We start from the raw sequence: 13,200 nt of genomic DNA, 5'->3' as shown, positions 1-13,200 counted from the left end.
AGGTGGCAAATGACCTTTGATCCGGAGATTTCTGAATGGGGAAACCCACCCGCGAGGGTATCGCACACTGAATACATAGGTGTGCGAGGCGAACCGAGTGAACTGAAACATCTAAGTAGCTCGAGGAAAAGACATCAACCGAGATTCCGAAAGTAGTGGCGAGCGAAATCGGAAGAGCCTGCTAGTGATAGCACAAGACTTAACAGAACGGCATGGAAAGGCCGACCACAGTGGGTGATAGTCCCGTATGTGAAAAGACCTGTGTGGTACTGAGCTAGCGAAAAGTAGGGCGGGACACGTGTAATCCTGTCTGAATATGGGGGGACCATCCTCCAAGGCTAAATACTCATCATCGACCGATAGTGAACAAGTACCGTGAGGGAAAGGCGAAAAGAACCCCGGGAGGGGAGTGAAATAGATCCTGAAACCGCATGCTTACAAAAAGTCGGAGCCTCGCAAGGGGTGACGGCGTACCTTTTGTATAATGGGTCAGCGACTTACATTCAGTGGCAAGCTTAACCGAATAGGGGAGGCGCAGGGAAACCGAGTCCGAACAGGGCGAATCAGTCGCTGGGTGTAGACCCGAAACCAAGTGATCTATCCATGGCCAGGATGAAGGTGCCGTAACAGGTACTGGAGGTCCGAACCCACTGGTGTTGCAAAACCAGGGGATGAGCTGTGGATAGGGGTGAAAGGCTAAACAAACTTGGAAATAGCTGGTTCTCTCCGAAAACTATTTAGGTAGTGCCTCAAGTATTACCGACGGGGGTAGAGCACTGTTTAGGCTAGGGGGTCATGGCGACTTACCAAACCTAGGCAAACTCCGAATACCGTTGAGTACAGCTTGGGAGACAGAGCACCGGGTGCTAACGTCCGGACTCAAGAGGGAAACAACCCAGACCGCCAGCTAAGGTCCCTAAAATTGGCTAAGTGGGAAACGAAGTGGGAAGGCTAAAACAGTCAGGATGTTGGCTTAGAAGCAGCCATCATTTAAAGAAAGCGTAATAGCTCACTGATCGAGTCGTCCTGCGCGGAAGATGTAACGGGGCTCAAGCCAGTTACCGAAGCTGCGGATGCACAGCAATGTGCGTGGTAGGAGAGCGTTCTGTAAGCCTGTGAAGGTGTCTGGTGACGGATGCTGGAGGTATCAGAAGTGCGAATGCTGACATGAGTAGCGTTAAAGCGGGTGAAAAGCCCGCTCGCCGTAAGCGCAAGGTTTCCTACGCAACGTTCATCGGCGTAGGGTAAGTCGGCCCCTAAGGCGAGGCAGAGATGCGTAGCTGATGGGAAGCAGGTCAATATTCCTGCACCGATTACAAGTGCGATGTGGGGACGGATCTTAATAGGTTATCCGGCGGTTGGAAGTGCCGGTTTAGACAGAAGTAGGTGTGCATTAGGCAAATCCGGTGCACGTATGCCGAGGCTGTTGATCGAGCGAGCTTGCTCGCGAAGTAACCGAACGGGGTCCCAGGAAAAGCCACTAAGCTTCAGCTTGTAGTCGACCGTACCGCAAACCGACACTGGTGCGCGAGATGAGTATTCTCAGGCGCTTGAGAGAACTCGGGAGAAGGAACTCGGCAAATTGACACCGTAACTTCGGAAGAAGGTGTGCCCTAGTAGCGTGTAGTGAACAACGAAGCGTGAATGGGTTGCAAAAAATAGGTGGCTGCGACTGTTTACTAAAAACACAGCACTCTGCAAACACGAAAGTGGACGTATAGGGTGTGACGCCTGCCCGGTGCCGGAAGATTAATTGATGGGGTGCAAGCTCTTGATCGAAGTCCCGGTAAACGGCGGCCGTAACTATAACGGTCCTAAGGTAGCGAAATTCCTTGTCGGGTAAGTTCCGACCTGCACGAATGGCGTAACGATGGCCACACTGTCTCCTCCCGAGACTCAGCGAAGTTGAAATGTTTGTGATGATGCAATCTCCCCGCGGAAAGACGGAAAGACCCCATGAACCTTTACTGTAGCTTTGTATTGGACTTTGAACGGATCTGTGTAGGATAGGTGGGAGGCTTTGAAGGGCGGATGCTAGTTCGCCTGGAGCCGACGTTGAAATACCACCCTGGTGCGTTTGAGGTTCTAACCTAGGTCCCTGAATCGGGACTGGGGACAGTGCATGGTAGGCAGTTTGACTGGGGCGGTCTCCTCCCAAAGCGTAACGGAGGAGTTCGAAGGTACGCTAGTTACGGTCGGACATCGTGACGATAGTGCAATGGCATAAGCGTGCTTAACTGCGAGACTGACAAGTCGAGCAGATGCGAAAGCAGGACATAGTGATCCGGTGGTTCTGTATGGAAGGGCCATCGCTCAACGGATAAAAGGTACTCTGGGGATAACAGGCTGATACCGCCCAAGAGTTCATATCGACGGCGGTGTTTGGCACCTCGATGTCGGCTCATCTCATCCTGGGGCTGTAGCCGGTCCCAAGGGTATGGCTGTTCGCCATTTAAAGAGGTACGTGAGCTGGGTTTAAAACGTCGTGAGACAGTTTGGTCCCTATCTTCCGTGGGCGCTGCAGATTTGAGGAAGCCTGCTCCTAGTACGAGAGGACCGGAGTGGACGCACCTCTGGTGTACCGGTTGTCACGCCAGTGGCATTGCCGGGTAGCTATGTGCGGAAGAGATAACCGCTGAAAGCATCTAAGCGGGAAACTCGTTCCAAGATGAGATCTGCCGGGGCCTTGAGCCCCCTGAAGGGTCGTTGAAGACCACAACGTTGATAGGCTGGGTGTGGAAGTGCAGCAATGCATTAAGCTAACCAGTACTAATTGCCCGTGCGGCTTGACCCTATAACTTTGAACACCGCAGCGTGTTCAAGGCAACAATCCACGTCTGTCGTATGACACTCGAGAAGCTGGATACGCAATCAAAACCCGATTCGACTCTGTGAATTCGCTGCGCTGACCCACCGGTCAGCTCAGCAACCCGTTATGCCTGACGACCATAGCAAGTTGGTCCCACTCCTTCCCATCCCGAACAGGACAGTGAAACGACTTCGCGCCGATGATAGTGCAGATCCCTGTGTGAAAGTAGGTCATCGTCAGGCTGTTATTTGAGCAATAACCCCGAATCCGTTTGACACGGGTTCGGGGTTTTTTGCTTTGATGTCAGAATCAATGACCATGACCTTTCCGCCCTACACCCGTGCGCAAGCGTTGCCGCAGATGCTGTCCCAACGTATCGCCATCCTCGATGGCGCAATGGGCACGATGATTCAGCGGTTTCGGCTCGCTGAGGCTCAATATCGCGGTCAAGGCCTGCCGCCTGGCTGGCTACAGGATGATCGGTTTGTGGAGTGGCCCAGCGATGTCAAAGGCAACAACGAATTGTTGAGCTTGACGCGCCCCGACATCATTCAGGGTATTCATGAGAGTTACTTGGCCGCCGGGGCCGATTTGATCGAGACCAACACCTTCGGTGCCACCACCGTCGCCCAAGATGACTATGGCATGGGCGCCTATGCGCATGAAATGAACCTGGCTTCGGCCCGTTTGGCCCGTGCCGCTTGTGATCGCTTCAGCACACCCACGCACCCTCGCTACGTGGCGGGGGCGGTGGGGCCCACGCCCAAGACGGCCAGTATCAGCCCGGATGTGAACGACCCCGGCGCGAGGAACATCACCTTTGATGCGTTGTGTGCGGCCTACGGGGAGCAGGTGTCGGCGCTGCTGGCCGCCGGGGTGGATGTGTTGCTGGTAGAGACGATTTTCGACACGCTCAATGCCAAGGCGGCCTTGTTCGCGATTGAGCAGTGTTTTGAGAGCAGTGGCGAGCGTTTGCCGGTCATCATCAGCGGCACCGTGACCGATGCGTCAGGGCGCATCTTGAGTGGGCAGACCGTCAGTGCTTTCTGGGCGAGTGTCAGGCACGCACGGCCTTTGGCCGTCGGTTTGAACTGCGCACTGGGGGCCGCGCTGATGAAGCCCTATCTGCAAGAGTTGGCAAAGATTGCCGAAGGCACTTTCATCAGCTGCTATCCGAACGCGGGTTTGCCCAATCCCATGAGCGACACGGGGTTTGACGAAACGCCGGCCGACACGTCTCGCTTGTTGCACGGTTTTGCTGCCGAAGGCCTGGTCAACCTGCTGGGGGGCTGTTGCGGCACCACGCCCGACCACATCGCCTCGATCACCCAAACGGTGCAGGGACATGCACCCCGTCCTGTGTTTGCTGCCTATCGCGATTGAGGGCCTGTGACCGGTTCGGGCCGCGTCGATGCGGTGGCAGATTCGTCATATACTGGTTGCAACGCGCCCGCTGGCGGCGTCTATGGCCGCGACGGCGGGACAGTGTGAAGCTTGAGGATCTGCACCTGGAGCACGTGGAGGCGTTGTTGCAAACGTCCGGTCACCCTTTGCCTTCCCGCCAAGGTTTGTCAGACGCGGCCTATCTCCAGCAGCTGCTCGATGGTCTGTGTGAACTGTCCTCGCGCGATCCCTTGACCGGGGTGGTCAACAGGCGTGCCTTCATGTCGGTGCTGTCGCAGGAAATCGACCGGGTGGCCCGGGTCGGTGAATCCGCCTTGCTGCTGGCGGTGGACATTGACCATTTCAAGCGCATCAACGACACCCACGGGCACTTGGCGGGAGACATGGTGATCCGGGCGGTGGCCCGCACCTTGCAGGCCTGTGTACGGCCCATGGACACCGTGGCGCGTGTGGGCGGCGAGGAGTTCGCGGTGGTGTTGCCGAGTTGCCCCGCGGCTTTCGGCCCTGTGGTGGCTGAGCGCATTCGTGCCGCCGTGGCCGAGACCGAGGTGCGGCACCAGGCGCTGACATTGGGCGTGACGGTCAGCTGTGGTGGGGCCTACGCGCCGCCGTGGGTCCGGTCGTCACTGGAGGCGTGGCTGGAGCGGGCCGACCGTCAACTTTATTTGGCCAAGCAGGCAGGGCGCAACCGGGTCTGCATCGAACCGTCTGTGGTCAGCGACGTGAGTGCCGAAGAAAAGGACCTGCTGTATGCGTGGGCGCAGTCCGACGCGCTTATGATCAACCCCGCCGACGCGAACTGAACGCGGTCCAGCTTTATGAACATCACCCCCCCCGAAACGCCCGTGACCGCCGCTGCAACCGGTGCGGTGCTGCGCCCTGGCAAGGGCAAGGTGATCGCGATCACCAGCGGCAAGGGCGGGGTGGGCAAGACCTTTGTGTCGGCCAACCTGGCGGCGGCCCTGACCCGGCGCGGCCTCAAGGTGCTCGTGCTGGACGCGGATCTGGGGTTGGCCAACCTGGATGTGGTGCTCAATCTGTACCCCAAGTTGACCCTGCACGACGTGTTCACCGGCAAAGCCACGCTGGAAGACGCGATCGTCAAGGCTCCCGGTGGCTTTTCGGTGCTGCTGGCGGGTTCCGGCATGGTGGAGTATTCGCGCCTGACCCCCGAGGTCCGCGACGATTTTCTGCGCCTGATGGGCGACGTGGTGCCGCGCTTTGACGTGGTCTTGCTGGACACGGGCGCGGGCATTTCGGACGTGGTGTTGTTTGCCCTGTCGCTGGCGTCGGAAATCCTGTTGGTGGCCACGCCCGAACCCACGTCCCTGACCGATGCCTACGCGACCATCAAGGTGCTGGCCACGCAGCAGCAGCGGCAGTTGGTACGCATCATCGTCAACCAGGCGCAGCGCCCTGGCGACGGTCGGGCCATCACCACGCAGTTGCAAGCGGTGCTCAACCGTTTTGTGGGGCAGGTGCCTGCTGCGGGGGGGACGACCCGCAACACCGGCATTCGCTTGGTGCATGTGGGCGACATTCCGGTGGACCAGTCGGTCAAAGACGCCGTGATGCGGCGGCAATTGCTGCTGGTGCACACGCCGGGCGCGCCGGCGGCGCTGGCGGTGGCCCAGGTGGCGGGCCGTTTGCTGGACACGGTGATCCAGCCACAAGACCGGCCCTGACGCTGCCTGTCATTCCGGGGTTTGGCGGGACCTCACGGCGTCTGTCCTCGTGCGCCCGCAAAGACAGCACTGCGGGACCGGGTCAGGGCTGACCCTCGGTTGAAACCCTGTGTTCGTCATGGCGGACCCGGTGACACAATGGAAGCGTCCACAGAGACCTCCAGAGGAGTGTGCCATGCTCTACCGATTCAAAACCAAGGCCACGGGCGATGTGGTCATGCTGGAAGCCAACGGCAAGCAGCTGCTGGAAATACTGGGCAAAGACCCCGGTGGCCCAGGCATTGTGCGGGTGGACCAGATGCCGGCGGCCGTCCAGGCCCTGCGCGATGCGGTGTTCGAGGACGAGTGCGAACTGCAGCGCCTGAGGCAGGAGGCCCTGGCCAAAGGCGAGGTGCCCCCAGAGCCCGACCGCGTGACCCTGCGCACCCGGGTGGCGCCGTTCATTGACATGCTGCAGCACGCCATGCGAGAGCAATGTGACGTGGTTTGGGGCGTCTGATTCGGGGACAAAAAAGCCACCGGTTGGCGGGCACCCGGTGGCGATTCGAGTCGGGGCACGGGCCCCGTGATGTCAGTCGGCGTACTGGCCGGCCGCGTCGATGACGGTCTTGAGCTGCGCGATCTGGTTGGCCACAAAGGCTTTGTGACCGGCCGGGGTGGCACGGTTGTCCTTGACCACGATGGCGCCCAACGCCTGCTGTTTCTTGATGAATTCGGGGTCCTTCAGGGCCGCCTGGAGTGCATCGTTGAGCTTCTGGGTGATGGCGGCCGGCGTGCCTTTGGGGGCGTACATGCCGTGCCAAATGGTGAGGTTGAAGTTCTTCAGCCCCATCTCTTGCAGGCTGGGGTAGTCCTTCAGCAGTTTGTGGTCGCTCAACGGCTTGGCGGTGGTGACGGCAAAGGCCTTCACGCGGCCGGCTTCGATCTGGCTGGTGGTGTTGGTGGTCTGGTCGCACATCACGTCCACGGTGCCGGCGATCAGGTCGTTCATGGCCGGGGCGGTGCCGCGGTAGGCGATGGTGGCCATGGATTTGTCCAGTTTGACCGCGTATTGCCACATCAGGCCGCAGATGTGCGAGGCCGAACCCAGACCGGCGTGCGCCAGGTTGAGCTTGCCGCCGTTGGCGCGGATGTAGTTCTCGAAATCGCGGTAGGTGTTGGCCGGCAGCTTGGGGCTGCCCAGCAGCGTCATGGGCACGTCGTTGATCATGCCCAGGTACTCGAAATCTTCCAGCGGCTTGTACTGCAGTTTGCGGTACAGCCCGGCGGTGGCGGCCATGCCGATGTGCCAGACCAGCACGGTGTGGCCGTCGGGGGCGGCGCGGGCCACCTTGGTCGCGCCAATGGTGCCACCGGCGCCAGCGGCGTTGTCGATGACGATGGTGGCATTGCCCAGGTGCTTGCGCATGGATTCGGCCAACTGCCGGGCGACGGTGTCGGTCGGGCCGCCGGCGGCAAAGGGCACCACCACGGTGATGGGCTTGCTGGGGAAGTCTTGGGCGGACACCGCGAAAGCGGCGGTGGCGGCCAGCACAAAGGTCGTCAGTTTCTGCATGCGTGTCTCCTGATGGTAGGAGCCCCATGTTAGAACGTGTGCGGGCCGTGTCCACCCCGGAAATTACGTAGATCGGGGGTCAGTCGTAGCTGCGGGCGTCCTCGATCACCTTGCCGTCGTTGGCCAGGCTGCCGGGGGGCACCAGCACCACCTCGCCGCGCAGTTTGGTGACGTCGCGCACGCTGTGCGCCAGCGCCTGCGTCAGGGCCGCGGCCGCGCTGCTTTGTGGCTGCTCGACTTCCACGTGCAGGGCCATGCGGTCGTCGGCCATCTGCCCCGACACCACCAGCCGCGCCTTCAGCGCTTCGGGGTGGCGGCGCACGATGTCGGCGACCTGCGAGGGATGGACGAACATGCCTTTGACCTTGGTGGTCTGGTCGGCCCGACCGAGCCAGCCTCGGATGCGGGTGTTGCTGCGGCCGCTGGGGCAGGGGCCGGGCAGGACGGCCGAGAGGTCGCCGGTGCCGAAGCGGATCAGGGGGTAGTCGGGGTTGAGCACGCTGACCACGACCTCGCCCACTTCGCCCTCGGCCACGGGGTCGCCGGTGCCGGGGCGCACAATTTCCAGGATCACGTGCTCGTCGAGCACCAGGCCTTCACGGGCCGGGGTTTCGTAGGCGATGAGGCCGGCGTCGGCGGTGGCGTAGCACTGGTAGGCGGCCACGCCGCGTTCGGCGAACCAGTCTCGCAGGCTCGGCGGGCAGGCCTCGCCCGACACCAGGGCCTTGTGCAGCGAGAGGCGGATACCGGTCTGTTCGGCCTTCTCCAGCAGGATGCGCAAAAAGCTGGGCGTACCGGCGTAGGCCTCGGGTTGCAGGTCCTGCACGGCGGCCAGTTGCTGTTCGGTGTTGCCGACGCCGCCCGGCACCACGGTGCAGCCCACGGCGTGGGCGCCGGCTTCCATGATCCAGGCGCCGGGGGTGAGGTGGTAGCTGAAGCAGTTGTGCACCAGGTCGCCGGCGGCAAAGCCGGCGGCTGCCATGGCGCGCCCGGAACGCCAGTAGTCGGCCGCGGCGCCTTCGGGTTCGTAAATGGGGCCGGGCGACTGGAACACCCGGCGCGCCCCGCGCTGGCTCAGCAGCCGGCGCCAGCCGATGGTGGCGAAGCCTCCGAAGGGGTCGCCGCCGGCGGCGCGGGCGGCTTGCTGGCGTTCCAGCAGTTCGTGTTTGCGCAGCACCGGCAGCGTGGCCAGGGCGGCGCGGCTGTTCACGCCGGCGGCGTCCACGCCCGCCAGCAGGCTGGCGTAGGCGGCGCTGTGGCGCTGGGCGTGGGCCACATGGCCGGGCAGGGCCGCCATCAGGGCGGCTTCCCGCTCGGCGGCGGGGCGGGTTTCCAGGGCGTCGAAATGGGCAGACATGGCGGATCTTGCAAAAAGCGTGTGAAGGGGCGAGACCGCGTCAGGCCAGCCAGCGTTTGCGGCGCTTGTAGCTCTTGACGTCCTTGAAGCTCTTGCGCTCGCCACCACCCATGCCGAGGTAGAACTCTTTGACGTCCTCGTTGTTGCGCAGGTCTTCGGCGGCACCGTCCATCATGATCCGGCCGCTCTCCATGATGTAGCCGTAGTCGGCGTACTTCAGCGCCATGTTGGTGTTCTGCTCGGCGATCAGGAAGGTGACCTTTTCCTTCTGGTTCAGGTCCTTGACGATCTCGAAGACCTCCTCGACGATCTGCGGCGCCAAGCCCATGGAGGGTTCGTCGAGCAGCACCACGCTGGGGTTGGTCATGAGGGCGCGGCCGATGGCGCACATCTGCTGTTCGCCGCCCGAGGTGTAGGCGGCCTGCGAGGTGCGGCGGGTTTTGAGCCGGGGGAAGTAGTTGTAGACCTTTTCCAGGTTGGCCGCGATTTCGGTCTGGCTGTCGCGGGTGTAGGCGCCGGTCAGCAGGTTTTCTTCGATGGTGAGGTGGGCGAAGCAGTGGCGGCCTTCCATCACTTGCACCACGCCGCGCTTGACCAGGTCGGCCGGCGACAGGTTTTCGATGCGCTCGCCGCGCAGTTCGATGCTGCCCTTGGTGACCTCGCCCCGCTCGGCCTTGAGCAGGTTGGAGATGGCGCGCAGCGTGGTGGTTTTGCCGGCGCCGTTGCCGCCCAGAATGGCCGCGATCTGGCCTTGCTGGACTTGCAGGGACACGCCCTTGAGCACCAAGATGACGTGGTTGTAGATGACCTCGATGCCGTTGACGTTGAGGACGGTGGGGGGAGTGCTCATGGGTGAATCCTCTGGGTGATGCACGGGGGGACCAAACCGCAGCGCCTTGCGCCAAGGCGCTGGGGTGTGGGGGCTGGCCCCAAGGGGGCCAGCCCGTCCCGCCACCAGAGTGGCGGGACGCAACGCGGTCAGGACTGGCAGTCCGCCGGGGTGCGGCGGGTCAGCTTTTTCTCGGCGGCGTAGCGGTCGGCGGCAGCCTTCACCATGGGCTTGAGGATCTGCTCATCGGCCTGGTACCAATCGCTGCTGAAGTTCCACTTGCTGCCGTCCCAGGTGTGCACGCGGGCCCAGTTGGCGCCCATGTGGTCCTGGCAGCTGGTGGACAGCGGGCGCATCACGCCCTTGAAGCCCAGGCTGTCGAGCTTGGCCTGCGTCAGGTTCAGGTTTTCCAGGCCCCAGCGCACCTGTTCGCCGGTCATGACCTTGCCCTTGCCGAACTTTTCCTGGGCGGCGCGCACGCCTTCCACGGCGAACATGGCGCTCATCAGGCCGCGCATGTAGAGCACCTGGCCCAGTTCCTCTTTCGGACCGGTGCCCTGGCCTTTGGCATGCACCTTGTCAGCGATTTCCTTGACCACGGCCGAGTTGGGCTCGGCGCCGTGCTGCATGGTCACCGCGTTGTAGCCCTTGGCACCCATGCCCACGTCCTTGACGTCGGGTTCGGCGCCGGCCCACCACACGCCGTAGATCTTCTCGCGCGGGTAGCCCGTGGCTTGGGCCTCCTTGAGCAGCGTGGAGTTCATCACGCCCCAGCCCCAGTTGACCACGTAGTCGGGGCGGTCGCGGCGGATCTGCAGCCAGGTGGCTTTCTGTTCCACGCCGGGGTGGGTCACAGGCAGCAGGCTCAGCTGGAAGCCGTGCATGGCGGCACGCTCCTGCATCATCGGGATGGCTTCTTTGCCGAACGGGCTGTCGTGGTAGACCAGCGCGATCTTCTTGCCCTTGAGGTTGGCCGGGCCACCCAGTTTCTTGGCGATGTCCTGCACGATCACGTCGGCGGCCACCCAGTAGGTGCCGGCCAGCGGGAAGTTCCACTTGAACACGCCGCCGTCCTGCGACTCGCTGCGGCCATAGCCGGCGGTGATCAGGGGGATCTTGTCGACCGGGGCCTTTTCGGTCAGCGCGAAGGTGATGCCGGTGGACAGCGGCTGGAACATGGACGCGCCACCGTTTTTGCCCTTGAGGCGTTCGTAGCATTCCACGCCGCGGTCGGTGGCGTAGCCGGTTTCGCATTCCTCGTAGGAAATTTTCACACCGTTGATGCCGCCCCGGGCGTTGGTGAGCTTGAGGTAGTCGACAAAGCCGTTGGCCCAGGGCACCCCGTTGGGGGCGTAGGCGCCGGTGCGGTAGACCAGCACCGGGAAGAACTGCTCTTTGGCTTGGGCGTGCGCGCTGGTGCTGACCAGGGCGCCCGAGAAGGCGCTGGTGGCCACGGCGGCGGCGAGGGCGAGGGAACGAAGCTTCATGGTTGTCTCCTGTGACTGTGTGGTTGAAGCGGGGGCGGGAAAACGGGACTCAGTGCGGGAAAGGCCAGAGGCGCAGCTTTTGCTTGCCAATGCTCCAGAGCTTGGCCAGACCGTGCGGTTCGACGATCAGGAACCACACGATCAGGGCGCCGAAGATCATGAATTCGGTGTGCGAGACGGCGGCGGTGGACACCGACAGGCCGACCAGCGAACCGAGCCAGGGCAGTATCTGGTTCAGGAAGATGGGCAGCACCACGATGAAGGCCGCGCCGAAGAAGCTGCCCATGATGGAGCCCATGCCACCGATGATGACCATGAACAACAGCTGGAAGGAGCGGTCGATGGAGAAGGCGGCCGGCTCCCAGGAGCCCAGGTGGATGAAGCCCCACAGGCCACCGGCCACGCCGATGATGAAGGAACTGACGGCGAAGGCGCTGAGCTTGGCGTACATGGGGCGGATGCCAATGACCGAAGCCGCCACGTCCATGTCGCGGATGGCCATCCACTCGCGGCCGATGGCGCCGCGCACCAGGTTCTTGGCCAGCACGCCGAACACCACCAGGAAGGCCAGGCAAAACAGGTACTTTTCCATCGGGGTGTTGATGGTCCAGCCCAGCACGTTCAGGTTGGACACCGACACCGAGCCCGAGGCGTTGTTGTTGGTGAACCAGCCGATGCGCAGGAAGGCCCAGTCGCAGAAGAACTGCGCCGCCAGCGTGGCCACGGCCAAGTACAGGCCCTTGACCCGCAGGCTGGGGATGCCGAAGACCAGACCCACCAGGGTGGCGAAGAAGCCGCCAGAGAGCAACGCCACGATCAGCGGCATGCCGTCGATGCGGATGTAGGTGTTGTAGGCCATGTAGGCGCCCACCGCCATGAAGGCGCCGGAGCCCAGCGAGATCTGGCCGCAGTAACCCACCAGGATGTTCACCCCCAGCGCCGCCATCGACAGGATGAGGAAGGGGATCAGGATGGCGCGGAACAGGTATTCATCGACCAGCAGGGGGATGCCGATGGCGGCAAACGCGACGATGGCCAGGATGGCCCATTTGTCCTGGGCGATCGGGAAGATCTGCTGATCCGCTCGGTAAGAGGTCTTGAATTGACCGTTTTCACGATAGAACATGGGGTGGACTCCTTACACGCGGTCGATGATTTTTTCGCCGAACAGGCCTTGCGGGCGGAACAGCAGGAACACCAGCGCCAGCATGTAGGCGAACCAGATTTCGATGCCGCCGCCGACCAGCGGGCCGAGGTAGACCTCGGACAGCTTTTCGCCGACGCCGATGATCAGGCCGCCGATGATGGCGCCGGGCACCGAGGTCAGGCCGCCGAGGATGATGACGGGCAGGGCACGCAGGGCCACGGTGGTCAGCGAGAACTGCACGCCGAGCTTGGAGCCCCAGATCATGCCGGCCACCAGCGCGGTGATGCCGGCCACGCACCAGACGATGACCCAGATGCGGTTGAGCGGGATGCCGATGGACTGGGCGGCCTGGTGGTCGTCGGCCACGGCGCGCAGCGCACGGCCGGTGGTGGTCTTCTGGAAGAAGATGCTCAGGGCCGCCACCAGACAGGCCGCCACGACGGCCGCGATCACGTCTTCCTGGTTGACCAGCACGCCGCCTTCAAACAAGCCCTCGAACAGAAAGATCGGGTCCTTAGGCATGCCGATGTCGATCTGGTAGATGTCACTGCCGAAGATGGTCTGGCCCAGGCCGTCGAGGAAGTAGGTGATGCCCAGGGTGGCCATCAGCAGCGTCACGCCTTCCTGGTTGACCAGGTGGCGCAGCACCAGCCGTTCGATGAACCAGGCCAGCACGAACATCAGCAGCCCGGCCAGCGCAAACGCCACCAGGTTGCCCAGCAGCTTGCTCTCAAAGCCCAGCCACTGCGGCACCCACTCCGAAAAGCGCGCCATGGCCAGGGCCGCGAACAGCACCATGGCCCCCTGCGCGAAGTTGAACACGCCCGAGGCCTTGAAGATGAGCACGAAGCCCAGGGCCACCAGGGAATACAGCATGCCGGCCATCAGGCCGCCAAACAGGGTTTCCAGAAAAAATCCCATTTCGAA

The 13,200-nt window shown here is 62.3% G+C and carries 10 protein-coding genes and 2 rRNA genes (1 of these 12 running past the window's edge); 6 read left to right on the top strand and 6 right to left on the bottom strand.

The annotated features are described in order from the left end of the window. The 6 genes from HA630_RS11495 to HA630_RS11470 form a co-directional block, all read left to right on the top strand. Window positions 1-2,794, top strand: a 23S ribosomal RNA gene (locus tag HA630_RS11495); it begins 83 nt to the left of the window's first position. A 144-nt stretch (window positions 2,795-2,938) separates the two neighbouring features. Beyond that, a 5S ribosomal RNA gene (gene rrf / locus HA630_RS11490) occupies window positions 2,939-3,051 on the top strand. 76 nt (window positions 3,052-3,127) lie between these two features. Beyond that, on the top strand, window positions 3,128-4,192 hold the full coding sequence (locus HA630_RS11485; protein ID WP_166834862.1) for a homocysteine S-methyltransferase family protein: 1,065 nt from the start codon (window positions 3,128-3,130) through the stop codon (window positions 4,190-4,192). A 134-nt stretch (window positions 4,193-4,326) separates the two neighbouring features. Beyond that, window positions 4,327-5,016, top strand: coding sequence for a GGDEF domain-containing protein (locus HA630_RS11480; protein WP_371809243.1), 690 nt, complete (start codon window positions 4,327-4,329; stop codon window positions 5,014-5,016). A 15-nt stretch (window positions 5,017-5,031) separates the two neighbouring features. Continuing rightward, window positions 5,032-5,898, top strand: a complete 867-nt coding sequence (locus HA630_RS11475; RefSeq protein ID WP_166834855.1) for a MinD/ParA family protein — start codon at window positions 5,032-5,034, stop codon at window positions 5,896-5,898. Window positions 5,899-6,073: 175 nt separating this feature from the next. Beyond that, entirely contained in the window at window positions 6,074-6,397 is a 324-nt protein-coding gene (locus HA630_RS11470; protein WP_166834853.1) for a DUF1840 domain-containing protein, read from the top strand. 72 nt (window positions 6,398-6,469) lie between these two features. On the opposite strand, the gene HA630_RS11465 is transcribed toward HA630_RS11470, so the two are convergent. From HA630_RS11465 to HA630_RS11440, 6 genes are all read right to left on the bottom strand, one after another. Then, the gene (locus HA630_RS11465) at window positions 6,470-7,453 is read right to left on the bottom strand and encodes a tripartite tricarboxylate transporter substrate-binding protein (protein ID WP_166834851.1); all 984 of its coding nucleotides are present in this window, start codon (window positions 7,451-7,453) and stop codon (window positions 6,470-6,472) included. A 79-nt stretch (window positions 7,454-7,532) separates the two neighbouring features. Further along, window positions 7,533-8,810 (bottom strand): phenylacetate--CoA ligase family protein, encoded by a 1,278-nt coding sequence (locus tag HA630_RS11460; RefSeq protein ID WP_166834849.1) that lies wholly within the window; start codon window positions 8,808-8,810, stop codon window positions 7,533-7,535. Between the two features lie 40 nt (window positions 8,811-8,850). After that, window positions 8,851-9,660 (bottom strand): ABC transporter ATP-binding protein, encoded by an 810-nt coding sequence (locus tag HA630_RS11455; protein WP_166834847.1) that lies wholly within the window; start codon window positions 9,658-9,660, stop codon window positions 8,851-8,853. Window positions 9,661-9,788: 128 nt separating this feature from the next. Beyond that, window positions 9,789-11,126, bottom strand: coding sequence for an ABC transporter substrate-binding protein (locus tag HA630_RS11450; RefSeq protein ID WP_166834845.1), 1,338 nt, complete (start codon window positions 11,124-11,126; stop codon window positions 9,789-9,791). Between the two features lie 49 nt (window positions 11,127-11,175). Next, on the bottom strand, window positions 11,176-12,252 hold the full coding sequence (locus tag HA630_RS11445) for a branched-chain amino acid ABC transporter permease (RefSeq protein WP_166834843.1): 1,077 nt from the start codon (window positions 12,250-12,252) through the stop codon (window positions 11,176-11,178). Window positions 12,253-12,264: 12 nt separating this feature from the next. After that, window positions 12,265-13,194 (bottom strand): branched-chain amino acid ABC transporter permease, encoded by a 930-nt coding sequence (locus tag HA630_RS11440; protein ID WP_166834841.1) that lies wholly within the window; start codon window positions 13,192-13,194, stop codon window positions 12,265-12,267. Window positions 13,195-13,200: the final 6 nt, after the last annotated feature.

This window comes from Aquabacterium sp. A08, from assembly GCF_011742065.1.
Note: the sequence above shows the minus strand (reverse complement) of the source record. Positions and strands in the feature narration are given on the sequence as shown.